This window comes from Streptomyces shenzhenensis, from assembly GCF_021462265.1.
Lineage (GTDB): Bacteria > Actinomycetota > Actinomycetes > Streptomycetales > Streptomycetaceae > Streptomyces > Streptomyces shenzhenensis.
This window is the reverse complement of record NZ_JAJONF010000060.1, coordinates 21,867-44,629: the sequence shown is the minus strand read 5'-3', so window position 1 is coordinate 44,629 and position 22,763 is coordinate 21,867. Positions and strand designations below refer to the sequence as shown.

21 protein-coding genes and 1 pseudogene are annotated in these 22,763 nt (G+C 71.9%); 10 read left to right on the top strand and 12 right to left on the bottom strand.

Annotation, left to right across the window (positions count from 1 at the left end; translation table 11 throughout):
* The 3 genes and pseudogenes from LQ326_RS48970 to LQ326_RS42310 all read right to left on the bottom strand — a co-directional run.
* Window positions 1-108 (bottom strand): annotated as a pseudogene (locus LQ326_RS48970) (hypothetical protein); the annotation flags it as partial.
* A 15-nt stretch (window positions 109-123) separates the two neighbouring features.
* Window positions 124-798, bottom strand: a complete 675-nt coding sequence (locus LQ326_RS42315) for a response regulator transcription factor (protein WP_234544408.1) — start codon at window positions 796-798, stop codon at window positions 124-126.
* 97 nt (window positions 799-895) lie between these two features.
* Complete coding sequence (locus LQ326_RS42310) at window positions 896-2,101, bottom strand: sensor histidine kinase (protein WP_234544407.1); 1,206 nt, start codon at window positions 2,099-2,101, stop codon at window positions 896-898.
* A 118-nt stretch (window positions 2,102-2,219) separates the two neighbouring features.
* Between LQ326_RS42310 and LQ326_RS42305 the strand changes: the two genes are divergently transcribed.
* Entirely contained in the window at window positions 2,220-3,242 is a 1,023-nt protein-coding gene (locus LQ326_RS42305) for an SAM-dependent methyltransferase (protein ID WP_234544406.1), read from the top strand.
* A gap of 52 nt (window positions 3,243-3,294) precedes the next feature.
* Here LQ326_RS42305 and LQ326_RS42300 read toward each other — a convergent pair whose 3' ends face one another.
* A complete protein-coding gene (locus LQ326_RS42300; protein WP_234544405.1) occupies window positions 3,295-4,446 on the bottom strand; it encodes an NADH-quinone oxidoreductase subunit D in 1,152 nt (383 codons plus the stop codon).
* A 31-nt stretch (window positions 4,447-4,477) separates the two neighbouring features.
* Here LQ326_RS42300 and LQ326_RS42295 point away from each other — a divergent pair, with 31 nt between their 5' ends.
* On the top strand, window positions 4,478-4,981 hold the full coding sequence (locus tag LQ326_RS42295) for a PH domain-containing protein (protein ID WP_234544404.1): 504 nt from the start codon (window positions 4,478-4,480) through the stop codon (window positions 4,979-4,981).
* Window positions 4,978-6,306, top strand: a complete 1,329-nt coding sequence (locus LQ326_RS42290) for a PH domain-containing protein (RefSeq protein ID WP_372497102.1) — start codon at window positions 4,978-4,980, stop codon at window positions 6,304-6,306. Before LQ326_RS42295 ends, LQ326_RS42290 begins: the two co-directional genes overlap by 4 nt.
* A gap of 79 nt (window positions 6,307-6,385) precedes the next feature.
* Here LQ326_RS42290 and LQ326_RS42285 read toward each other — a convergent pair whose 3' ends face one another.
* Both LQ326_RS42285 and LQ326_RS42280 read right to left on the bottom strand, forming a co-directional pair.
* Window positions 6,386-7,576: a prolipoprotein diacylglyceryl transferase gene (locus LQ326_RS42285; RefSeq protein ID WP_234544403.1), complete on the bottom strand. Its 1,191-nt coding sequence runs from the start codon at window positions 7,574-7,576 to the stop codon at window positions 6,386-6,388.
* A gap of 97 nt (window positions 7,577-7,673) precedes the next feature.
* A complete protein-coding gene (locus tag LQ326_RS42280) occupies window positions 7,674-8,801 on the bottom strand; it encodes an alpha/beta hydrolase (protein ID WP_234544402.1) in 1,128 nt (375 codons plus the stop codon).
* 225 nt (window positions 8,802-9,026) lie between these two features.
* Between LQ326_RS42280 and LQ326_RS42275 the strand changes: the two genes are divergently transcribed.
* The 6 genes from LQ326_RS42275 to LQ326_RS42250 all read left to right on the top strand — a co-directional run bounded on the left by LQ326_RS42275 (window position 9,027) and on the right by LQ326_RS42250 (window position 14,141).
* Window positions 9,027-10,838, top strand: a complete 1,812-nt coding sequence (locus tag LQ326_RS42275) for a phosphatidylglycerol lysyltransferase domain-containing protein (protein ID WP_234544401.1) — start codon at window positions 9,027-9,029, stop codon at window positions 10,836-10,838.
* A 100-nt stretch (window positions 10,839-10,938) separates the two neighbouring features.
* Window positions 10,939-11,874 carry a dihydropteroate synthase gene (folP, locus tag LQ326_RS42270; RefSeq protein ID WP_234544400.1) on the top strand — a complete coding sequence of 312 codons (936 nt, stop codon included), beginning with the start codon at window positions 10,939-10,941 and terminating at the stop codon, window positions 11,872-11,874.
* Window positions 11,871-12,374 carry a nuclear transport factor 2 family protein gene (locus LQ326_RS42265; protein WP_234544399.1) on the top strand — a complete coding sequence of 168 codons (504 nt, stop codon included), beginning with the start codon at window positions 11,871-11,873 and terminating at the stop codon, window positions 12,372-12,374. Before folP ends, LQ326_RS42265 begins: the two co-directional genes overlap by 4 nt.
* A 257-nt stretch (window positions 12,375-12,631) precedes the next feature.
* Window positions 12,632-12,991: a dihydroneopterin aldolase gene (folB, locus tag LQ326_RS42260; protein WP_234544398.1), complete on the top strand. Its 360-nt coding sequence runs from the start codon at window positions 12,632-12,634 to the stop codon at window positions 12,989-12,991.
* A complete protein-coding gene (folK, locus tag LQ326_RS42255) occupies window positions 12,988-13,599 on the top strand; it encodes a 2-amino-4-hydroxy-6-hydroxymethyldihydropteridine diphosphokinase (RefSeq protein ID WP_234544397.1) in 612 nt (203 codons plus the stop codon). The genes folB and folK overlap by 4 nt, the downstream gene beginning before the upstream one ends.
* A 50-nt stretch (window positions 13,600-13,649) precedes the next feature.
* Complete coding sequence (locus LQ326_RS42250) at window positions 13,650-14,141, top strand: DUF3180 domain-containing protein (RefSeq protein WP_234544396.1); 492 nt, start codon at window positions 13,650-13,652, stop codon at window positions 14,139-14,141.
* A 31-nt stretch (window positions 14,142-14,172) separates the two neighbouring features.
* Here the strand turns inward: LQ326_RS42250 and folE are convergent, their stop codons facing one another.
* The 6 genes from folE to dacB form a co-directional block, all read right to left on the bottom strand.
* Window positions 14,173-14,778, bottom strand: a complete 606-nt coding sequence (folE, locus tag LQ326_RS42245; protein ID WP_234544395.1) for a GTP cyclohydrolase I FolE — start codon at window positions 14,776-14,778, stop codon at window positions 14,173-14,175.
* 134 nt (window positions 14,779-14,912) lie between these two features.
* Window positions 14,913-16,952 (bottom strand): ATP-dependent zinc metalloprotease FtsH, encoded by a 2,040-nt coding sequence (gene ftsH, locus LQ326_RS42240; RefSeq protein WP_234544394.1) that lies wholly within the window; start codon window positions 16,950-16,952, stop codon window positions 14,913-14,915.
* Window positions 16,953-17,160: 208 nt separating this feature from the next.
* Window positions 17,161-17,721, bottom strand: coding sequence for a hypoxanthine phosphoribosyltransferase (gene hpt, locus LQ326_RS42235; RefSeq protein WP_181806860.1), 561 nt, complete (start codon window positions 17,719-17,721; stop codon window positions 17,161-17,163).
* Between the two features lie 66 nt (window positions 17,722-17,787).
* Window positions 17,788-18,918 (bottom strand): tRNA lysidine(34) synthetase TilS, encoded by a 1,131-nt coding sequence (tilS, locus tag LQ326_RS42230; RefSeq protein WP_234544393.1) that lies wholly within the window; start codon window positions 18,916-18,918, stop codon window positions 17,788-17,790.
* Between the two features lie 191 nt (window positions 18,919-19,109).
* Window positions 19,110-20,243 (bottom strand): zinc-dependent metalloprotease, encoded by a 1,134-nt coding sequence (locus LQ326_RS42225; RefSeq protein ID WP_234544392.1) that lies wholly within the window; start codon window positions 20,241-20,243, stop codon window positions 19,110-19,112.
* Between the two features lie 190 nt (window positions 20,244-20,433).
* A complete protein-coding gene (gene dacB / locus LQ326_RS42220) occupies window positions 20,434-22,092 on the bottom strand; it encodes a D-alanyl-D-alanine carboxypeptidase/D-alanyl-D-alanine endopeptidase (protein ID WP_234544391.1) in 1,659 nt (552 codons plus the stop codon).
* A 79-nt stretch (window positions 22,093-22,171) separates the two neighbouring features.
* On the opposite strand from dacB, the gene LQ326_RS42215 reads away from it, so the two are divergent.
* The gene (locus LQ326_RS42215; RefSeq protein WP_234544410.1) at window positions 22,172-22,663 is read left to right on the top strand and encodes an inorganic diphosphatase; all 492 of its coding nucleotides are present in this window, start codon (window positions 22,172-22,174) and stop codon (window positions 22,661-22,663) included.
* Window positions 22,664-22,763: the final 100 nt, after the last annotated feature.

Below are 22,763 nucleotides of genomic sequence, written 5' to 3'. Positions count from 1 at the left end.
GCAGCGCCCCGTCAGGGGCAGCGCCCCGTCAGGGGCGCGGGGAACTGCGCGGGCAACCACACACAACCCGCACCCGCCCCCACCACACGCACCCGGCACCCCAGTAGGCGCCCGGCCCCCACCTCACCCGTGTCCGCCGCCCGCCCGCACCAGCCCCGTCTCATAGGCCAGCACGACCACCTGCACGCGGTCCCGGAGCCCCAGCTTGGTCAGGATGCGGCCCACATGGGTCTTGACGGTCGCCTCGGACAGCACCAGCCGGGCAGCGATCTCGCCGTTCGACAGCCCCTGCGCGACCAGCACCATCACCTCGCGTTCGCGGTCGGTGAGCCGGCCCAGCTCCTGGTAGCGGGGCTCCTGGCCGGCGGAGGGCAGCATCGGCGCGAAGCGGTCGAGCAGGCGCCGGGTGGTGGACGGCGCGACGACGGCGTCCCCGCTGTGCACGGCACGGATGGCGGCCAGCAGCTCGCCCGGGGGCACGTCCTTGAGCATGAAGCCGGAGGCGCCCGCCTTCAGCCCCGAGAAGGCGTACTCGTCGAGGTCGAAGGTGGTCAGGATGAGCACCTTGGGCGCGTCGGGCTCCGCACAGATGCGCCGGGTGGCCTCCACGCCGTCCAGCTTGGGCATGCGCACGTCCATCAGGACGACGTCCACGGCGGTGGCCTTCAGCACCTGGAGGGCCTCGACGCCGTCGCCCGCCTCCGCGACGACCTCCATGTCCGGCTGGGCCGCGAGCACCATCCGGAAACCGGTGCGCAGCAGCACCTGGTCGTCGACGAGCATCACGCGGATCGTCATCGGGTCCTCTTCCGTTTCCGTTTTCGTCCGTCTGCCAGTGGTCACCCGGGGATTTTCCGGGCGCATGACAGGTGTCAACCGGGGGCGTGCGTCTGCGTCAGTGCGCCGGTTTGAGCGGGAGCAGGGCGCTGATGCGGAATCCTCCGCCAGGGCGGGGGCCCGCGTCGAGGGTGCCGCCCACCATGCCGACCCGTTCGCGCATGCCGATGAGGCCGTGCCCCTGGCCGTCGGCGCCGCCCTCCTCGTACATCTCGTGCGGGGCGCCCTTGCCGTCGTCCTCCACCAGCAGGCCGAGTCCGTCGTCGAAGTAGACCAGCCGCACGCTGGCACCCGTGTTGGGGCCACCGTGCTTGCGGGTGTTGGTGAGCGCCTCCTGCACGATCCGGTAGGCCGTGAGCTCGACGCCGCTGGGCAGCGGGCGCGGGGTGCCCTCGACCTTGAAGTCGACGGGCAGGCCGGAGCTGCGGCACTGCTCGACGAGCTGGTCGATCTGCTCGACGTCGGGCTGCGGGACGTACTCGCCGACCTCCCTGTGCTCGCCGGTGCGCAGCACGCCCAGCAGGCGGCGCATCTCGGCGAGGGCCTGGCGGCCGGTGGAGGAGATCGTCTCCAGGGCCTTCTTCGCCTGGTCGGGTGCGGCGTCCAGGACATAGGCGGCGCCGTCGGCCTGGACCACCATCACGGACACGTTGTGCGCGACCACGTCGTGCAACTCGCGGGCGATCCGGGCGCGCTCGGCGGCGACCGCGACCTTGGCCTGCGCCTCGCGCTCCTTCTCCAGCCTGGCGGCGCGCTCCTCAAGCTGCGCGAAGTAGGCGCGACGGGTGCGCATGGAGTCGCCGAGCACCCAGGCGAACACGAACGGCACCGTCTGGAACAGCACGATCGCGACCTGCCCCAGGAAGGACACCTCCCGCTGCGGCCACCGGATCTCCGCCAGGGGCGCCGCGCACAGCCCGGCGTACAGACCGAGCCGGGACGCCCAGCGCGCGCCGACGGCGGCGTTCGTGCAGACGATCACCAGCATGGCGAAGTTGGCGACGGTCGTCTCCGCGTCCAGCACCAGCTGGGCCAGGCCGGTGGCCGCGGCCAGCAGCAGCATCGGCTCCGGGAACCGGCGGCGCAGCGCGACGACGACGCTCATCACGACGGCCACGGCCAGCAGGACGGCCCTGGGTCCGTGGTGCCCCCGATCCCCGCCGAGCTTCCAGATGCTCGCGCCGGAAATCCCGAGCAGGACGACAGCCCAGAAGATGTCGACCCATATCGGGTGCCTGCGGAGGAAGTCATAGAGGCGCTGCACGTAACCCAGCGTAGGGAAGCGTGATAGGTGCAGGGGTCAACCGGAGGGCCGATCCCTGTTACGCACGCGTACTCCCCAAGGTGGAGAAGGTGATCACCTGTGCGCCTAGTCTGGGCCGGTGACGGATGAGGCGAGGCGAGAGACGGCCGGTGACGCACACGGCTGGCGTGCGGCCACCGAGGCGGCCCTGTACGGCCCCGGCGGCTTCTACCGCCGCCCGGAGGGCCCTGCCGGGCACTTCCGCACGTCGGTGCACGCCTCGCGGCTGTTCGCCGAGGCCGTGGCCGAGTTGCTGTGCCGGGTCGACGAGGCCCTGGGCCGCCCCGAGACGCTGGACTTCGTCGACATGGGCGCCGGCCGGGGCGAGCTGGTCAGCGGAGTGCTCGCCGCGCTGCCCGCGGACGTGGCGGCACGCGCGCGTGCGTACGCCGTGGAGCTCGCCGACCGCCCGCCGGGCCTGCCCGACCGGATCACCTGGCTGACCGAACTCCCGCGCACGATCACCGGACTGCTCTTCGCCAACGAGTGGCTGGACAACGTGCCGGTCGAGGTCGCCGAGGTGGACGCGGCCGGGGTGGCCCGGCTGGTGCTGGTCCGGCCGGACGGCACCGAACTGCTCGGCGAGCGCGTGTCGGGCGCGGACGCGCAGTGGCTCGCACGGTGGTGGCCGCTGGGTACGGAGCCGGGGCTGCGGGCGGAGATCGGGCTGCCCCGGGACCAGGCGTGGGCGTCCGCCGTCACCAGCCTGCAGAGGGGACTCGCGGTGGCCGTGGACTATGCGCACACCCTGACCACGCGCCCCCCGTTCGGGACGCTGACCGGCTTCCGCGACGGACGGGCCACCGCCCCCGTGCCGGACGGGACGCGCGACATCACGGCGCACGTCGCGCTGGACGCGTGCACGGCGCTCGACCCGGCGCTCAGGCTGCCCGAAGCGTCGCTGTGCACCCAACGCGACGCCCTGCGCGCCCTCGGCCTGATCGGCCCGCGCCCTCCGCTCACGCTCGCCTCCACGCACCCCGCCGGATACGTGCGCGCCCTCGCGATCGCCGGAGAGGCCGCCGAACTCACCGCCCCCGGCGGCCTGGGCGACTTCCTCTGGCTGCTCCAGCCGGTGGGCATCAAGGACGCGCTGCTCTAGGGAAGCCCGTGGCGGACGGCCCGGCCGGACGCGCCCCTGGCTCTGCTTGTCTCTACTTGTCGATGTCGCCCACGACGAAGAACATCGACCCGAGGATCGCGACCATGTCCGCCACCAGCGTTCCCGGCAGCAGTTCGGTCAGGGCCTGGATGTTGTTGTAGGACGCCGAGCGCAGTTTCAGCCGGTACGGGGTCTTCTCGCCCTTGCTGACGAGGTAGTAGCCGTTGATGCCGAGCGGGTTCTCGGTCCAGGCGTAGGTGTGGCCCTCGGGCGCCTTGAGCACCTTGGGGAGCCGCTGGTTGATCGGTCCCGGCGGCAGGTCGGCGAGCCGGTCCAGGCAGGCGTCGGCCAGGTCCAGGGCGTTGTGGGTCTGCTCCAGGAGGCACTCGAAGCGGGCCAGACAGTCGCCCTCGACGCGGGTGACGACCCTCAGGGTGTCCTGGAGCTCGCCGTACGCCAGGTAGGGCTCGTCGCGGCGCAGGTCGAAGTCGACGCCCGAGGCGCGCGCGATGGGCCCGCTCACGCCGTACGCGTGCACGGCCTCCGGCGCGAGGGCGCCGACGCCACGGGTGCGGCCGCGGAAGATCTCGTTGCCGAGGACCAGGTCGTCGAAGACGTCCATGCGGGAGCGCACGGCGGCCACGGCCGCACGCGCGCGTGCGGTCCAGCCGGCCGGCAGGTCCTCCTTGAGGCCGCCGACGCGGTTGAACATGTAGTGCATGCGGCCGCCGGAGACCTCCTCCATGACGTTCTGCAGCACCTCGCGCTCGCGGAACGCGTAGAACACCGGGGTGATCCCGCCGAGCTCCAGCGGATAGGAGCCGAGGAACATCAGGTGGTTGAGGACCCGGTTCAGTTCGGCGAGCAGGGTACGCGTCCACACCGCGCGGACGGGCACCTCCATGCCGAGCATGCGCTCCACGGCGAGGACCACGCCCAGCTCGTTCGAGAAGGCCGACAGCCAGTCGTGGCGGTTGGCGAGCATGATGATCTGCCGGTAGTCGCGGGCTTCGAAGAGCTTCTCCGCGCCGCGGTGCATGTAGCCGATCACCGGCTCCGCGGCGACGATCCGCTCGCCGTCCAGTACCAGCCTCAGCCGCAGCACGCCGTGCGTGGAGGGGTGCTGGGGGCCGATGTTGAGCACCATGTCGGTGCTCTCCGCGGCGCCGCCGATCCCGACCGTGGTCTCCGTCGTAGGAGTCATGGACCCAGTCTCTCCTACGTACGCTGGCCTCATGGAGACGGGGAGCCCGGCCGGCGCCGGGACGATGGGGACCGAACCGGCCTGGACGGGGCTGCCGCCCGGCCTGCTGCGGATGCGCCGGCTGCTGCTGGTCGTGTGGCTGGGGCTGGCCGCCCTCGCCGTGGGTCTGCTGCTCAGCCTGCTGGCCGGCCCGGTGTGGGCGGCCTTCGCGCTGCTGCCGCTGGCCGCGCTGGCCTGGGGCTGGGTGCTGCTGGGCCGCAACTGGCGGTCCTGGCGCTACGCGGAGCGCGCCGACGACCTGCTGATCACCCGCGGGGTGCTGTGGCGCCAGGAGACCGTGGTGCCGTACGGGCGGATGCAGCTGGTGGAGGTGACCTCGGGGCCCGTCGAGCGGCACTTCGGGCTCGCCAGCGTGCAGCTGCACACCGCCGCGGCGGCCACCGACGCGACGATCCCCGGTCTCGACCCGGCCGAGGCGGAACGGCTGCGCGACCGGCTCACCGAGCTCGGCGAGGCACGATCGGCGGGGCTGTGACCGCCCCGGGCGTGGAAAGCGCCATGGGGGCGGGCAAGGCCGCGGGCGAGCGGCGGCTGCACCCGGTGACGCCGTTCCGGCGGGCGTGGGCTCCGGTCGCGGTGCTCACCGGCTGGGCGATGCACGACCCGAACCAGGCCCAGGAGCAGCTGACGAGGCTGACCACGACGATGGCCCTGGGCGGGCTCGCCGGCCTGGTCACGGCGGGGGCCCTCTACGGCTTCCTCACCTGGTGGTTCACCTACTTCGCGGTGACCGACAGCGAACTGCGCATACGCACCGGCCTGTTGTTCCGGCGCACCGCGCACATCCGGCTGGAGCGGATCCAGGCCGTCGACGTCACCCAGCCGCTCCTCGCGCGCGTGGCGGGAGTCGCCAAGCTGCGCATAGACGTCGTCGGCACCGAGAAGAAGGACGAACTGGCCTTCCTGGGCCAGGGCGAGGCTCGCCGGCTCCGCGCGGAGCTGCTCGCGCGCGCCGCCGGGTTCGCGCCCGAGACGGCGCACGAGGTCGGGGAGGCGCCGGCGCACGAGCTGATGCGCGTGCCGCCGAACAAGCTCGCCGTCTCGATCATGCTGACGGGTGCCACCTGGGGTTCCCTGGCCGCCGCCCTGGTCGCCCCGCCGTTCCTCTGGCTGGCCACCCACAGCGTGTGGACGGTCCTCGCCACCGCGGTGCCGCTGCTCGGCGCGGCGGCCACGACGAGTGTGGGGCGGTTCGTCGGGGAGTACGACTGGACGGTCGGGGAGTCCCCGGACGGGCTGCGCATCGACCACGGGCTGCTCGACCGCACGCACGAGACGGTGCCGCCGGGGCGGGTGCAGACCGTGCGGATCGTGGAGCCGCTGCTGTGGCGGCCGCTGCGCTGGGTGCGGGTGGAGCTGGACGTGGCCGGGTCGGCGAACTCGGTGCTGGTGCCGGTCGCTCCGCGCGCGGTCGCCGAGTCGGTCGTCGCGCGCGTGCTGCCAGGTGTCACCGTCCCCGGTGAGCTGCTTCGGCCGCCGGGGCGGGCCCGGTGGTGCGTGCCGCTGTGGTGGCGCGGGTACGGGCTCGCGGTCACGGACGCGGTGTTCGCGGCGCGGCACGGGCTGCTGCGCCGGCGCCTCGCACTCGTCCCGCACGCCAAGGTCCAGAGCGTTCGGCTGACCCAGGGGCCCTGGGGGCGGCTGTGGCGGCTCGCGGCCGTTCATGTGGACACGGGGGCCGACAAGACCGTGACGGCCCGTCTGCGGGACGCCGAGGAGGCCGCGGCACTGCTGCGGGAGCAGGCCGAGCGGTCCCGGACGGGGCGCCGGACCGCGCGGCCGGACCGCTGGATGGCCTGACCCCCTGAACGGCCCGGGCCGGGGCACCCGTCGGGTGTCCCGGCCCGCAGTCGCCGCGTGTTCAGGGGGCGGCGGTGTCTCAGGAGGCGGCGCTGCGCAGGCCGCCGAGGTTGATCTGTTCCGTCTCGTCGTGCGCGGTCAGGTCGATGACCTGGCCGACGCCCCGGGCGCGTGCGTCGGCAGGCTTGAACTCGGCCTCGGACTCGGTCTTGTGAAGCGCGAGCGCCTCCTGGCCGACGACGTCCGCGAGGTCCTCGTTGTGCATGGCGTCCAGCCCGCCCGCCGGCGAGCCCTTCTGGGTGCCGAAGAAGTCGAAGCCGCCGGTGACCAGCGGGCGCGGGATCGGCGCGGCCGGCAGGACCGCCACCGCGGTCGGGACCGTGAAGTGGCCCGAGGGCTGAACGGAGTTGGCGGACGGTGCCGTCGAGGGGCGGGCGTCCTGCTCCGCCGCTGCCGGGGTGCCGTCCTGCGGCTCCGCCGTGGTGGTGGCGGCGGCCGCGCGCGCGTGCCCGTCGGCCGCCTCGGGCTGCCCCTGCGCCTCGTCCTCCGGCGCGGTCTCGCCCTTGGGTGCCTCGGGCTCGGCGGCCGTCTCCGCCGTGCCCTCGACGGACGCGTCGGCCTCGGCCGCCGGGGTGTCCTTCTCGTCGAACCGGGCCAATGCCACCTTGGCCCGCAGGAACAGCTTGGAACCCTCCGGCGAGAAGACGGCGGGAGCCGTCTCCTCGACCGCCGGCTCCTCGGCCTTCTCCTCGACGGCCGCCGGCTTCTCAGCCTCGTCCGCGCTCCGGGGGGCCGGCAGCCCGTCCGACGGCGCGGTGGCCTCGATCTCCAGCAGGCGCCGGCCCTCCAGCGCGCTGGCACGCTCGGTCTCGGCGGTGGCGTAGCGGCGCAGCAGGGCCGCGTGCTCGTTGCGCAGTCCGGCCAGCTCCGACCGCTTCGCGCGCAGCCGCTGCTCCAGCTTGGCGCGCAGCTCGCGCGACTCCTCCAGGTCGGTCTCCAGCTCGGCTGTCCGCTCCTCGTGGCGCCACTCGTCGCTCGCACGCGCGCGTGAGAGGTCGGCCACCTGCTTGCCCGCCTCGCTGTCCCAGCGCCGCATGACGGCGGCACCGACGGTCGCGGTGGCCGCGGCTATCGCGGCCAGCGTGCGCAGCGCCGTCGGTTGGGAGAACAGCCAGGGGCCCAGGGCGCAGACGAGGGAGACACCGGCGATCGCCGAAGGAGGCAACAGCCTGTGCAAAGGTGGGGAATGACGGTGGCGTCCACGTGGCATGGCCAGAAACTTACCGCGCGTAGGCGAATCGTGGTGCCCCGGGCCGTAAAAACACAGCGACAACGGAGCCTTCACACGGTATCGGCGGGGCCGGGACTCAGCTGCCGTTCAATCGGCCGCTGAGCCACTGGAGGGTCGCGGGGATCTCGCGGCGCCAGGTATTGAAGTTGTGACCGCCGCTGCCGAGGATGATCGACGAGATCCGGGTCAGCTTCGTGGCCTCCACACTCGCGATGAATTTCAGCGTGGCCTTGTAGTTGGTTTCCCCGACTTTGCTGCTGGTGACCAGCAGGGAGGTGTCCGGGGCGGGCTCGTGCTTCAGGAACCACCAGAGGTTCGCGCGGTTCTCGAGATTCCGGTCGCCCTGGAAGAGGTCGCCGGTCGTGGCGTCCAGCGGGGCCTTGTACGACGGGGAGAGTCCGGCACCGGCCGCGTACACGCCGGGGTGGTGCATCGCGAGCTTGAGCGCGCAGTACCCGCCCGTCGAGTCGCCGACGATTCCCCAGCCGCCCGGCTTCACGGCGGCCCGGTAGTGCGCGCGTACGGCCGCGGGCAGGTCCCTGGCGAAGAAGGTCTCGGTCTGCGGGCCGTGCGGGATGTCCACGCACTCGGTGTCCCGGGGCGGCGCGACCGTGGGCCGCAGCATCACCAGGATCGTCGGCCGCATCTTCCCGGCCCGGACCAGGTGCTGGGCGGTTCGCGGGTAGTTCAGCTTGTCCACCAGCGCCCGCGCGGTGCCCGGATAGCCGCTGAGGACGACCACCACGGGGAACGTACGGGTGCGGTACTGCTGCTGGAAGTACTCCGGCGGCAGGTACACGTACGCGGGCGTGGCGATGTGCGTCGTACGGCCGACGATGCCGACCTGCTGGATCTGACCGGCCGTGCGGGGCAGCGAGCCGCCCATGCCGTGCACCTCGGAGGTGGACACCACGCGGAGCGGAGCACCGGCCGCGGCGCCCGCCGTGTGGTCGACGACGACGCCCTGGTCGGTCTCCGTGCCGAGCAGGTCGCCCCAGCTCGCATAGAAACCGAAAGCCTGGTTGACGGCTATCCCGAGGCATGCGAAGAGCGCCAGCTGGGTGGCCAGCAAAAGGCCGGCGCGGCCAGTGACGGCCCGCCAGTTCCGGCGGGCGAGCCGGGGCCACAGCCACAGCGTGCCTACGAACAGCAGTACGGCGAACAAGATCGCCATTGCCAGCATTTTATCGCTCGTGAGACCCATGAGGTGCTTCCTGCCTGCGCTTTCCCCCGGTGGCCACCGCTGCTTTCAGCGAGGCTTGCCCCGGACTTTCCCTGGCCTTTGAACCGGCTTTCCGGTGGGGAGTGAACCTCTCCCCCCGAGACACCGTCCTAGAGGGCGCAATGTCGCCGGATGCCCGAATCGGGCCCGGATCCAAGGTCTCTCGCAGAACTACGGGATGCGATGTCTGTCAGGATAGATGGGGAAATGTCGGGCGAGGTTCCGAGCCGATCAGGCTGGGCGCGGCGCGTAGTCCGTGGCCCGCGCCCCGAGGCCGCCCCCGCTCTGGTGGGCAGGGCGTGCGCGGGCGTAGGCGTCCTGGACATCGCGGCGGGCGTGTTCCCGCGCTTCCGTCACAGCCGCATGCACGCCCTGGCGGAAGTGCTGCCCGGCTCGCTCGGCCCGTTCGCCGCCGCGCTCTCGCTCAGCGTCGGCGTGCTGTTGCTGCTGCTCGCGCACGGGCTCAAGCGGCGCAAGCGCCGGGCCTGGCGGGCCGCGGTCGCACTGCTGCCGGCCGGCGCCGTCTCGCAGTTCGTGTACCGGCACTCGGTCATCGGCGCGCTGATCTCACTGGCGCTGTTCGTACCGCTGGTGCTGCACCGCGACGAGTTCAAGGCGTTGCCCGACCCGCGCAGCCGGTGGCGCGCGCTCGCCAACTTCGTCCTCATGAGCGCCGGTTCGCTCGCGCTCGGCCTGGTCATCGTCAGCGCCCATCCGGAGCGCACCATCGGCGACCCGAGCCTGGCCGACCGCATCACGCACGTCCTGTACGGCCTGTTCGGCTTCGAGGGCCCCGTCGACTACGAGGGCTCCACCTCCTGGACGGTCGCCTTCTCGCTCGGCGCCCTCGGTCTGATCACCGCGGTCACCACCATCTACCTGGCCTTCCGCCCCGAACACCCCGCCGCGCACCTCACCGAGGAGGACGAGACGCGGCTGCGCGCCCTCCTGGAGAAGCACGGCGCCCGTGACTCCCTCGGTCACTTCGCGCTCCGCCGCGACAAGGCGGTCGTCTTCTCTCCCAGCGGCAAGGCGGCGGTGACCTACCGCGTCGTCTCCGGCGTGATGCTCGCCAGCGGCGACCCGATCGGCGACGTCGAGGCCTGGCCCGGCGCCATCGAACGCTTCATGGACGAGGCGAAGGCCCACTCCTGGACCCCCGCCGTCATGGGCTGCTCGGAGACGGGCGGCGAGGTGTGGACCCGCGAGACCGGCCTGGACGCCCTCGAACTGGGCGACGAGGCGGTGGTGGACGTGGCGGATTTCTCGCTCGCCGGACGCGCGATGCGCAACGTGCGCCAGATGGTCAAGCGCATCGAGCGGGCCGGCTACGAAACCCGGGTACGGCGCATCCGTGACGTCGGCGAGGCAGAGCTCGACCGGATCCGCCGGGCCGCCGAGGACTGGCGCGGCACCGACACCGAGCGCGGCTTCTCGATGGCGCTCGGCCGCATCGGCGACCCCGCCGACGGCGACTGCCTGATCGCCACCGCCCACAAGGCCGAGGACGAGCCCGGCGCGTACGGCGACCTCAAGGCGATCCTGCACTTCGTGCCCTGGGGCACCGACGGCGTCTCCCTCGACCTGATGCGCCGCGACCGCTCGGCCGACCCCGGGATGAACGAACTGCTCATCGTGGCCGCCCTCCAGGCCGCCCCGAAGCTCGGCGTCACCCGGGTCTCGCTCAACTTCGCGATGTTCCGCTCGGCCCTCGCGCGCGGCGAGAAGATCGGCGCGGGACCGGTGCTCCGCGCCTGGCGCGGACTGCTGGTGTTCCTCTCGCGCTGGTTCCAGATCGAGTCGCTGTACAAGTTCAACGCGAAGTTCCAGCCGCGCTGGGAGCCGCGGTTCGTGGTCTACCGGGCCTCCGGGGACCTCCCGCGCATCGGCCTCGCCGCCATGCAGGCCGAGGGCTTCGTCAGCCTCGCCCTGCCGCTGCCGCGCTTCCTGCGCCGCCAGCCGCCCGCCCCCCGCCCGTGCGCCCACAGCCTGGCCGAACAAGAGGTACGGGCCGCCTGACCCCATGACCGGTCCGAGCGGACGCCCCTCCCCCTCCGGCCCGGGGGCGCCGCTCGGGCCACGGGGGCTGGCCACGGGCCCCTGGGCCTACGCTGAACGTATGAGCAACCACAGCGGACGTGGCCAGGTGACAGGGCTTCCGGCATGGGACCGGTGCGCCGTCATGGGGGTGGTGAACGTCACCCCCGACTCCTTCTCCGACGGCGGCCGCTGGTTCGACACGACCGCCGCGGTCAAGCACGGCCTCGTCCTCGTCTCCGAGGGCGCCGACCTCGTCGACGTCGGCGGCGAGTCCACCCGCCCCGGCGCCACCCGCGTCGACGAGGACGAGGAACTGCGCCGGGTCGTCCCGGTCGTCCGCGGCCTGGCCGCCGAAGGCGTCCTCGTCTCCGTCGACACCATGCGCGCCTCCGTCGCCCGGCAGGCCCTCGCCGCCGGCGCCGCCCTCGTCAACGACGTCAGCGGCGGCCTCGCCGACCCCGACATGATCCCCGTCGTCGCCGAGTCCGGCGCCCCCTTCGTCGTCATGCACTGGCGCGGCTTCCTGGAAGGCGGCAACGTCAAGGGGGTGTACGGCGACGTCGTCGGCGAGGTCCTCGACGAACTGCACGCGCGCGTGGACGCCGTCCTGGCCGGCGGCATCTCCCCGGACCGGGTCGTCGTCGACCCCGGCCTCGGCTTCTCCAAGGACTCCGGGCACGACCTGACTCTGCTCGCCCACCTCGACCGGCTGCACGCCCTGGGCCACCCGCTGCTCGTCGCCGCCTCCCGCAAACGGTTCCTCGGCCGGGTCCTGGCCGGACCCGAGGGGGCGCCTCCGCCGGCCCGGGAGCGCGACGCGGCGACGGCCGCCGTCTCGGCGCTCGCGGCGCACGCCGGCGCGTGGGCGGTACGTGTCCACGAGGTGCGCGCCACGGCGGACGCGGTCCGGGTCGCGCGCGCCATCGAGGGGGCGCGCGCAGGGACGGACGCGCCGGGCGCGCAGGCCCCCCAGGCCGCGCGGAACACTCCCCACCGCGCAGAAGGAACCCGGTGAGCGCCCCCCACACCGACGTCGAGCAGGTCGAGGCCGCCAACACCGCCTTCTACGAGGCACTGGAGAACGGCGACTTCGAGACCGTCTCCTCCCTCTGGCTCACCCCCGCCGACCTGGGCGTCGACGAGCAGTACCACGATCCGGCCGACAGCGGCGTGATCTCCTGCGTGCACCCCGGCTGGCCGGTGCTGACCGGCCGCGGCGAGGTCCTGCGGTCGTACGCGCTGATCATGGCGAACACCGACTACATCCAGTTCTTCCTCACCGACGTGCACGTCTCCGTCACCGGCGACACCGCCCTGGTGACCTGCACCGAGAACATCCTCAGCGGCGGTCCGGCCCCCGAGGGCGGCCAGGAGCTCGGCCCGCTGGTCGGACAGCTGGTCGTCGCCACGAACGTGTTCCGGCGCACCCGGGACGGCTGGAAGCTCTGGTCCCATCACGCCTCCCCCGTGCTGTCCGAGACCGACGAGGACGAGGAGGACGACACGCCCTCCTGAGCGCGCGACACCCCACCGGCTCCGCGCGGACCAAGAAGTGGCCGGGATCACGAACTCGCAGGCGGGTACGGCTACCGGCCCATGATCCGCCGGGTTCTCCGGGGGAAACACGCGATGAACCCTGACATGCCCTCCCCGACCCTCACGCCCCGTACCCCTGCTCTGTCAGTGCCCGCAGGTAGATTCGTGTAGAGCCGGTCCATTGCCCGCACCCGGCGCGGCCGGCCGCCACACCGACGATTGCAGGAGTGATTCGCGTGGATCGTGTCACGCTGCGCGGCCTGAAGGCCCGCGGGCACCACGGTGTCTTCCCCAAGGAGCGCGAGGAGGGCCAGACCTTCGTCGTGGACCTCGTCCTCGGCCTGGACACCCGGCCGGCGGCGGCCGACGACGATCTGGCGAAGACCGTGCACTACGGCATCGTGGCCGAGGAGGTCGTCGCCGTGGTCGAGGGGGAGCCGGTGAACCTGATCGAGACGCTCGCCGAGCGGATCGCCCAGGTCTGCCTCAAGCACGAAGGGGTAAGAGAGGTCGAGGTCCAGGTCCACAAGCCGGACGCGCCCATCACCGTCCCCTTCGACGACGTCATCGTCACCATCACCCGGAGCCGTGTATGACCGCATCCTCCCTGCGGGGACCCAGCGACCCGACCGTACAGCCGGTGCCCGCCTCCGTCGTCGAGCAGGTCGACGCCGCCGACACCACCCTGTCCAACCCCAAACGAGCCGTGGTGGCCCTCGGCTCCAACCTCGGCAACCGCCTGGAGACCCTCCAGGGCGCCGTCGACGCCCTGGAGGACACCCCGGGGGTCCGCATCAAGGCCGTGTCACCGGTGTACGAGACGGAGCCGTGGGGCGTCGAGCCCGGCAGCCAGCCCACGTACTTCAACGCGGTCGTGGTGCTCAAGACCACCCTCCCGCCGTCCTCGCTGCTGGAGCGGGCGCATGCGGTCGAGGAGGCGTTCAACCGGGTGCGGGACCAGCGCTGGGGCCCGCGCACCCTCGACGTCGACATCGTCGCCTACGCCGACGTCGTCTCCGACGACCCGCGGCTCACCCTCCCGCACCCGCGCGCCCACGAACGCGCCTTCGTGCTCGCGCCCTGGTACGACGTCGACCCCGAGGCCCTACTGCCCGGCCGGGGCCCGGTCGCGGAGCTGCTGGCCGCCGTCACCCGGCACGGCGTGGAAGCACGCGGGGATCTGGAACTCCGACTGCCCGAGTAGTCGTTAAGGTCGAGACGACCACATCGCTGCGGGGGAGCTGAAGGAACACAGTGAAAGAGCTGCGGATCAGGGTGCTGGCCGGCGTCTTCGTCGTGGCCGGAGTGCTGTCCTGGGCGGGCGCCCGCCTGTGGAACGCGGTGGGGACCCTGCCGAGCGTGCCGGTGGCCGCCCCGATCGTCCTCGCGCTGATCGCCGTGGTCCTGCTCTCCACGGCGCTCTCGCTGCGCGCCCGGCTCAAGGCCCAGCGCGAGCGCCGCCCCGGCGCCAAGGGCGTCGACCCCCTGATGGCGGCCCGCGCCGTCGTCTTCGGACAGGCGAGCGCCCTGGTAGCGGCCCTGGTCGCCGGCATGTACGGCGGCACGGGCGTCTTCCTGCTGGAACTCCTCGACCTCCCCACCCGCCGCGACCAGGCCCTCTACGCGGCCTTCTCCGTCGTCGCCGGCGTCGCCGTGATAGCGGCGGCCCTGTTCCTGGAACGGGTGTGCAAGCTCCCGGAGGACGACGACAACAACAACCACAGCGGGGCCGAGCCGGTCGCCTGACCCCTGACCGCGGCGGCCCGCCCTCGGTGGGTCAGCGCGCCAGTATCAGGCTCATCGCCTCGGCCCGGGTCGTGGCGTCCCTGAGCTGACCGCGGACCGCCGACGTGGTCGTCTTGGCTCCCGGCTTACGGATCCCGCGTACCGACATGCACATGTGCTCGGCCTCGACCACGACGATCACGCCCCGGGCCTCCAGGATCCGCATGAGCGAGTCCGCGACCTGCGTGGTGAGTCGTTCCTGCACCTGGAGACGGCGGGCGAACACCTCGACCAGCCGCGCGAGCTTCGACAGACCCGTGATCTTGCCGGTCTCCGCCGGGATGTACCCGACATGGGCCACCCCGTGGAACGGCAGCATGTGGTGCTCGCACAGGCTGACGATCTCGATGTCCTTGACCAGGACCATCTCGTCGTGGCCGAGATCGAACGTCGTCGTCAGGACCTCTTCGGGCGACTGCCGATTCCCCGCCAGAAGCTCGCGATACGCCCGCGCCACCCGTGCCGGAGTCTCCCTCAGGCCCTCGCGGTCCGGGTCCTCGCCGACCGCGATGAGGAGTTCACGGACGGCGTTCTCGGCGCGCTTCTCGTCGAACTCGCCGACGGTGCCGTCGCCGTCCAGGGTCACGGGGTCGGTCATCTGAGGTGCCTCGTTCCTTCGGGTGAGCGCGCGTGGGCCGCGCCTCATACGCGGGCATACCGAAATGCCGCGCCCCCCAGGCTAGATCCTGGGGGGCGCGGCATCCATTCCGAGCCAGGTGAGGCCGGTGTGAGTCAGCTCTCGGGCCGGTCCTCCGGGGCCTTCTCGACCGCCGGGGCGGGCTCGGCAGCCGTGGCCTTGGCGGTGCTGATCGCCGCGGTAGCGCCGTTCGTCCCGTTGGTCAGCGCGAGCTCCTTGGGGGAGAGCACCGGCGGGCGGGTGGACGGCGTGCGGCGGGAGGAGCCGGTCCAGGCGGGCCGGGCCGGGCGCTTGACGATGGCGGAGAAGATCTCGGCGATCTCCGCCTTGCCCAGCGTCTCCTTCTCCAGGAGCTGGAGCACCAGGTTGTCGAGGACGTCGCGGTTCTCGACCAGGATCTCCCAGGCTTCGTTGTGCGCGTTCTCGATGAGCTTCTTGACTTCCTCGTCCACCAGGGCGGCGACCTCTTCCGAGTAGTCGCGCTGGTGGGACATCTCACGGCCGAGGAAGGGCTCGGTGTTGTCGCCACCGAACTTGATCGCGCCGAGGCGCTCGGTCATGCCGTACTGCGTGACCATCGCGCGGGCGGTGGCCGTGGCCTTCTCGATGTCGTTGGCCGCGCCGGTGGTCGGGTCGTGGAAGACCAGTTCCTCGGCCGCCCGGCCACCCAGCATGTAGGCGAGCTGGTCGAGCATCTCGTTGCGCGTGGTCGAGTACTTGTCCTCGTCCGGCAGGACCATCGTGTAGCCCAGGGCTCGGCCGCGGGACAGGATCGTGATCTTGTGGACCGGGTCGGAGTTCGGGGAGGCCGCCGCGACCAGGGCGTGACCGCCCTCGTGGTACGCGGTGATCTTCTTCTCCTTGTCCGACATGATCCGGGTCCGCTTCTGCGGGCCCGCGACCACACGGTCGATCGCCTCGTCGAGCATCTGGTTGTCGATGAGCTTGCGATCGCTGCGGGCCGTGAGCAGGGCCGCCTCGTTCAGCACGTTCGACAGGTCCGCGCCGGTGAAGCCCGGCGTACGGCGGGCGACCGCCGCCAGGTCGACGTCGGGCGCGACCGGCTTGCCCTTCTGGTGGACCTTGAGGATCTCCAGACGGCCCTGCAGGTCCGGCGGGTCGACCGCGATCTGGCGGTCGAAGCGGCCGGGGCGCAGCAGCGCCGGGTCGAGGATGTCGGGCCGGTTCGTCGCGGCGATGAGGATCACACCGCCCTTGACGTCGAAGCCGTCCATCTCGACGAGCAGCTGGTTCAGCGTCTGCTCGCGCTCGTCGTGACCGCCGCCGAGGCCGGCGCCGCGGTGGCGGCCGACCGCGTCGATCTCGTCGACGAAGACGATCGCCGGAGCGTTCGCCTTGGCCTGCTCGAAGAGGTCACGCACTCGGGAGGCACCGACACCGACGAACATCTCGACGAAGTCGGAACCGGAGATCGAGTAGAAGGGGACTCCTGCCTCGCCGGCGACGGCACGCGCGAGCAGCGTCTTGCCGGTGCCGGGGCGGCCGTAGAGGAGCACACCCTTGGGGATCTTGGCGCCGACGGCCTGGAACTTGGCCGGCTCCTGCAGGAACTCCTTGATCTCGTGGAGCTCCTCGACGGCCTCGTCGCAGCCCGCGACGTCCGAGAAGGTCGTCTTCGGGGTGTCCTTGGTGATGAGCTTCGCCTTGGACTTGCCGAAGTTCATGACCCGGGAGCCGCCGCCCTGCATCTGATTCATCAGGAACAGGAAGACGACCACGATGAGGACGAAGGGCAGCAGGGACAGCAGGACGCTGACGAACGCGTTCTGCTTGGTCGGCGCGACGGTATAGCCGTCGGGGATCTGCTTGTCCTGGTACTTGGTCTGCAGCGTGTTGGCGATGGTGACGCCCTGGTCGCCGATGTAGCTCGCCTGGATCTTCGAGCTGCCGTCGACCTTCTCGCCGTTCTTGAGCGTGACCTTGATGGTCTGCTCGTCACCGGTGGTCAGCTTCGCCGACTCCACCTTGTTGTCATTGATCGCCGCCACGACCTGGCCGGTGTCCACCGTCTTGTAGCCGCCGGACGAGCCGACAACCTGCATCAACACGACCACGGCAAGGACGGCCAGCACGATCCACATGACCGGCCCACGGAAGTATCGCTTCACGTCCATCCATACGGAGCGGTGTCGCCCCGTCCCTCCTGCCATAGTGAGTTTGATAAGACAGTTCTTCTGACGGTACCCCAGCATTGTGGCCCGAAGCCGCACGAAGCTTCTCGGACGGCTGGTGAACCCGCCTCTGCATGCTCCAACGGCGCGAAACCCGCTGGGGTTCCCGATCGTCTTACGTAAGTGGACTCCCCGGCGTATCAGCCGGGGGTCAGCCGCCGTAGACGTGAGGCGCGAGCGTACCGACGAACGGGAGATTGCGGTACTTCTCGGCATAGTCGAGGCCGTAGCCGACCACGAACTCGTTGGGGATGTCGAAGCCGACCCACTCGACGTCGATGGCGACCTTGGCCGCGTCCGGCTTGCGCAGCAGGGTGCAGATCTTCAGGGTCTCGGGCTCACGGGAGCCGAGGTTGTTGATCAGCCAGGACAGGGTCAGGCCCGAGTCGATGATGTCCTCGACGATCAGGACGTGCTTGCCCTTGATGTCGGTGTCGAGGTCCTTGAGGATCCGCACCACACCGGAGGACTGGGTGCCCGCACCGTACGAGGACACGGCCATCCAGTCCATGGTGACGGGGGTGGACAGCGCCCGGGCGAGGTCCGCCATGACCATCACGGCACCCTTGAGGACGCCGACGATGAGCAGGTCCTTGCCCGCGTACTCCGCGTCGATCTTCGCGGCCAGCTCGGCCAGCTTCGCGTCGATCTCTTCTTTGGTGATGAGCACCTGCTGGAGGTCGGCACCCATGTCGTTCGCGTCCACCCGCATCACTTTCGGTCGGTCGTCCCACCGGCCTGCCCAGCCCTCCGGAGGGACACTCCGGGAGGTCGGGACTCAGCCTTGCCGAATCACCAGTCTGCCACCCTGGCGCCGGGCGACGACTTTGCCGGGGAGATTGATGGCCCCCTGGCCTCGCCAGCCGGTGATGAGGCGGTCGACTTCCTCGATGTGCCGGGCGAACAGGGAACCCGCGGGTGCGCCGGCCTCGATGGCGGCCCGGCGCAGGATCCGGCGGCGTACCGCGGGCGGCAGGGCGTAGAGCTTGGCGCACTCCAGCAGGCCCGCGGCGTCCCGCACGGAGGCCTCGGCCTGCCTGGCCCAGGTGTCGAGGGCGTCGGCGTCGTCGCGGGAGAGCCGGGCGGTGCGGGCGAGCGCCTCGACGACGCCCTTACCGAGGGCTTTCTCCAGGGCGGGCAGACCCTCGTGGCGGAGCCGGGAGCGGGTGTAGGCCGGGTCCGCGTTGTGAGGATCGTCCCAAACGGGCAGCGCCTGGACCATGCAGGCCTTGCGGGCGGTCTGCCGGTCGAGCTGGAGGAAGGGGCGGCGGTAACGGCCGCCGGCCCCCGAGACCGCGGCCATTCCGGACAGGGAGCGGATCCCGGAGCCTCGGGCGAGGCCGAGCAGGACGGTTTCGGCCTGGTCGTCCCTGGTGTGGCCGAGCAGGATCGCGGTGCCGCCGTGCCGCTCCAGCGCGGCGTCGAGGGCGGCGTAGCGGGCGTCGCGGGCGGCGGCCTCGGGGCCGCCGTCGCGGCCGACGGTCACGGTGATGGCCTCGACCGGGTCGAGGCCGAGTTCGCGCAGCCGCAGGACGACCTCCTCGGCGCGCAGGTCGGAGCCGGGCTGCAGGCCGTGGTCGACGGTGACGCCGCCCGCGCGGATGCCGAGCCTGGGGGCTTCGAAGGCGAGGGCGGAGGCGAGCGCCATGGAGTCGGCACCGCCGGAACACGCGACGAGGACGAGCGGGGAGGGGGTCCGCTCGTTCGGTGTCCGTTCCGGGGCCTCCGGGGCTCCCGGCGTGCCCGGGACGCCCGGGCCGTCGGCGACGGGGCGCGCGAGACGCACGCCGATACGGCCGCCGACGCGCTCACCGGGGGCAGGGCTGTGGCGGCTGTGGTCGGTAAGGATGTCGTGGAGGACGCGGCGGACCGCCAGGCGTATCGCCGCGACCGCGGGATGGGGACCCATGTCCGGTTCCCTTCATGAAGTTTTCGGGGGGTGAACCCGAGTCCGGTCACTCAGGGTGTGTAGATGGTGACAGAAACGGGCCGTTCCCCGAGCATCGCACGCCTACCCATCGCTCACGGTCCCTCGGACGGGTGATTGGCGGGGCGTTCGCCTGCCGTCGGCCGGTTTCGGTTCACCACGCTTCCCCTGATTCACGACTCGGTCTTGCGATGCACCCGCGCGACCCAGTCCGCCGGTTTGGCGATCTCCGCCTTGGTCGGCAGGGTGTTCGGGGAGGTCCACACCCGGTTGAAGCCGTCCATGCCGACCTGCTCGACGACGGCGCGCACGAACCGTTCGCCGTCCCGGTACTGACGGAGCTTGGCGTCCAGGCCGAGCAGTTTGCGCAGGGTCATGTCGAGCCGGGAGGCGCCCTTGGCGCGCCGCTGCTGGAACTTCTCGCGGATCTCGTCGACGGTCGGCACGACCGCGGGTCCGACGCCGTCCATCACGAAGTCGGCGTGGCCCTCCAGGAGGGACATCACGGCGGTGAGCCGGCCGAGGATCTCGCGCTGGGCGGGGGTCTGCACCAGCTCGACGAACGAGCGTCCGCCGTCGTCCTCCTCGGCCTCGGGGCGGCCGCCGACGAGGGACTGGGCCGCGTCCCGGACGCGTTCGAGGACGGTCATCGGGTCGACGTCGGTCTCCGAGAGGAACGCCTGGATCTCGCCCTCCAGATGGGCGCGCAGCCAGGGCACCGCCGTGAACTGGGTGCGGTGCGTCTCCTCGTGCAGGCACACCCACAGGCGGAAGTCATGGGGCTGTACGTCGAGTTCGCGCTCCACGTGGACGATGTTCGGGGCGACCAGGAGCAGCCGGCCGCCGCCGTTCTCGTCCGCCGGGAGGTCGCGGGAGGAGGGGGCGAAGGTCTCGTACTGGCCGAGGACCCGGGAGGACAGGAACGACAGGAGCATGCCGAGCTCCACGCCGGTGACCTTGCCGCCGACCGCGCCGAGGACCGCGCCGCCGGGGGTGCCGGCCCGCCGCTCCTGCATCTTGTCCAGCAGCGGCTTGAGGAGCTCCCGGAAACCGGCGACGTTCGCCTTCACCCAGCCGGGCCGGTCCACCACCAGGACGGGGGTGTCGTGGATGTCGTCGGTCCCCATACGAGTGAAGCCCCGGACGTGCTCCTCCGAGGCTTTCGCGTGCCGCCGCAGCTCCGCGACGATGGCCCGGGCCTCGTCGCGGCTCACCTCGGGGCCCGGCCGTACGAGCCGGGTCGCGGTCGCCACCGCGAGATTCCAGTCGACCATCCCAGAAGAAGCAGCGCCACCGATGCTCGTCATGCGTCAACCGTACGTTAGCGCTCCCACTTGGGGCAGGCCGTGAGGGTTGGTGAGGTTGGCGTGACTTGTGCGGGGGAGGTGGGGCGGGGGCCGGTGCGGGCAGGGGCCGGGGGGTCGATTTGGCCGGGCGGCGGGCGGCGGGCGGCGGGCGGCGGGCGGCGGGCGGCGGGCGGCGGGCGGCGGGCGGCGGTTACAGGCCCGCCAGGGCGGTGGCGGTCTTGTCCAGGGCCTGCTGGGCCGCTGCCGGGTTGGTCGTGTCCGAGGTCAGGAAGGCGAAGGCCAGCAGGCGGCCGTCCTTGTCGACGACCGTGCCGGCGAGGGTGTTGACGCCGGTGAGGGTGCCGGTCTTCGCGCGTACGACACCGGCCGCACCGTCCGTGTAGCGGCTGGTGAGGGTGCCGGTGAAACCGGCGACGGGCAGGCCGGTGAGGACCGCGCGCAGGCCCGGCCGGCCGGCGTCGGCGGCTTTGACGAGGAGGGCGGTGAGGAGGTTCGCGGTCAGCCGGTCGTCGCGGTTCAGGCCGCTGCCGTCGTGGAAGGAGGCGCCGGTCATCGGCAGGCCCAGCTGGGTGAGTTGGGCGTCGATCGCGTCCGCTCCCCCGTCGAAGCTCGCCGGCCGGCCGCTCGCCAGCGCGGTCTGGCGGGCCAGGGCCTCGGCGATGTCGTTGTCGCTGTTGGTCAGCATGCGCTCGACGATCGAGGACAGCGGCGGCGAGGAGACCGTGGCGAGGGTGTCGGCCCGGCGGCTCGCCTTGGAGGTGCCGGGTGACGAGGTCTTGATGCCGGCGTCCGCCAGGAAGCCCGCGAACTTCCGGGCCGCGTCGGCCGCCGGGTCGCTCACCCGGGTCACCGGTCCCTCGGCGGAGTCGTCGGTGCGGCCCTCGTCGGCCGTCAGGGGGCTCACGCGCGCGAGGTTGTCGTTGACGCCGATGGGGTGCAGGTCGGGGCCGGAGTAGAGCGTGGTGTCGTACGAGAGGGTGATCTGCCTGATGCCCCGCGCGGTCAGCGACTTCGCCGTCTCGGTGGCGAGGGTGCGCAGGCTGGCCCAGCCGGCCGCGTCCTTGCGGGCGGTCAGGGTGGGGTCGCCGCCGCCGACCAGGACGACCTCCCTCGTACCGGGTTCCAGGGCCACCCGCGTGGTGATGCGGTGGTCGGGACCGAGGGCGGAGAGGGCGGCGACGGCCGTGGCGATCTTGGTGGTGGAGGCCGGGGTGAGGGCCGTGTCGGCGCCGGAACCGTACAGGCGCGCCCCGCTGGCCACGTCGACGACCACGGCGGTGCGGGTGCTGCCGAGCGCCGTGGAGGCCAGCAAGGGGCGCAGGAGGTCCGTGACGGCCGTCGTGGAGATGCCGAGGGACTTTCCGGGGGCCGACTTCACGGTGCTCGCGGCGGCGCCCAGGCCGGTCAGGACGGAGCCGGCACTGGGCGCGGCGCTGGGCTCGCCGTCGGCTGTGACCAAGTCCGCACCGGGGCCGTGATCTGTGCCACCCGAGCGCTCCAGGGCGGCCGCCCGGTCCCGCTCGGCCGTACGCTGACCGTCGGCGTCCCAGGGGCCCGCCGCGGTCACCGCACCGGCGGCCAGGGCGAGCCCGGCCGTGGCGGCGCCCGCGGTGTACTGCCAGGTCCTGAGGGTCCGGAATCGAGGTCGAGGGGAGCGGACCAGGGTGGCCAGCCGGGGTCCGGTCGCGCGCGTGGCGCGTGCCAGCTGCGGTCCCACTGCCCCCCGCAACCGTGCGACCTGCGGCTTCGTGGCGGTCACCAGGTGTGCCAGACGCGGTCGTAGGGCGTCCGCGATCTTCCGCACACGCGGTTTCGCGGACTGCCAAGGCCTCAGCTCTGGCACGACCACCAGCCCCTTTCGCGATCACACACCTGCGTGAGGGACACTTAACCACCAGAACTATGTGTTGATCATGGAGGAGCCACCGGTGGAGTTCGACGTCACGATCGAGATCCCGAAGGGTTCGCGGAACAAGTACGAGGTGGACCACGAGACCGGTCGGATCCGCCTGGACCGTCGTCTCTTCACCTCGACCGCCTACCCGACCGACTACGGCTTCGTCGAGAACACCCTCGGCGAGGACGGCGACCCGCTGGACGCGCTGGTCATCCTGGACGAGCCGACCTTCCCGGGCTGTCTGATCCGCTGCCGCGCGATCGGCATGTTCCGGATGACGGACGAGGCCGGCGGCGACGACAAGCTGCTGTGCGTTCCGGCCACCGACCCGCGCGTGGAGCACCTGCGCGACATCCACCACGTGTCGGAGTTCGACCGCCTGGAGATCCAGCACTTCTTCGAGGTCTACAAGGACCTGGAGCCCGGCAAGTCCGTCGAGGGCGCCAACTGGGTGGGCCGCACCGACGCGGAGACGGAGATCGAGCGGTCCTACAAGCGCTTCAAGGAGACCGGCGGTCACTGAGACCACCCCGGTGGGCCGACACCGGGAAACGGGCCGCACGCACGCGTGGGGCCCGTTTTTCGTGTCCTTTCGTGTCCGCGGATCCCTCAGGGCCGGTTTT

Bases quoted from the DNA above. Each gene is read 5' to 3' on its own strand.
- LQ326_RS42315 (WP_234544408.1), bottom strand. From the start codon at position 798: ATGACGATCCGCGTGATGCTCGTCGACGACCAGGTGCTGCTGCGCACC.
- LQ326_RS42300 (WP_234544405.1), bottom strand. From the start codon at position 4,446: ATGACTCCTACGACGGAGACCACGGTCGGGATCGGCGGCGCCGCGGAG.
- LQ326_RS42295 (WP_234544404.1), top strand. From the start codon at position 4,478: ATGGAGACGGGGAGCCCGGCCGGCGCCGGGACGATGGGGACCGAACCG.
- LQ326_RS42285 (WP_234544403.1), bottom strand. From the start codon at position 7,576: ATGCCACGTGGACGCCACCGTCATTCCCCACCTTTGCACAGGCTGTTG.
- LQ326_RS42280 (WP_234544402.1), bottom strand. From the start codon at position 8,801: ATGGGTCTCACGAGCGATAAAATGCTGGCAATGGCGATCTTGTTCGCC.
- LQ326_RS42275 (WP_234544401.1), top strand. From the start codon at position 9,027: ATGTCGGGCGAGGTTCCGAGCCGATCAGGCTGGGCGCGGCGCGTAGTC.
- folP (WP_234544400.1), top strand. From the start codon at position 10,939: ATGAGCAACCACAGCGGACGTGGCCAGGTGACAGGGCTTCCGGCATGG.
- folK (WP_234544397.1), top strand. From the start codon at position 12,988: ATGACCGCATCCTCCCTGCGGGGACCCAGCGACCCGACCGTACAGCCG.
- folE (WP_234544395.1), bottom strand. From the start codon at position 14,778: ATGACCGACCCCGTGACCCTGGACGGCGACGGCACCGTCGGCGAGTTC.
- ftsH (WP_234544394.1), bottom strand. From the start codon at position 16,952: ATGGACGTGAAGCGATACTTCCGTGGGCCGGTCATGTGGATCGTGCTG.
- hpt (WP_181806860.1), bottom strand. From the start codon at position 17,721: ATGCGGGTGGACGCGAACGACATGGGTGCCGACCTCCAGCAGGTGCTC.
- tilS (WP_234544393.1), bottom strand. From the start codon at position 18,918: ATGGGTCCCCATCCCGCGGTCGCGGCGATACGCCTGGCGGTCCGCCGC.
- LQ326_RS42225 (WP_234544392.1), bottom strand. From the start codon at position 20,243: ATGACGAGCATCGGTGGCGCTGCTTCTTCTGGGATGGTCGACTGGAAT.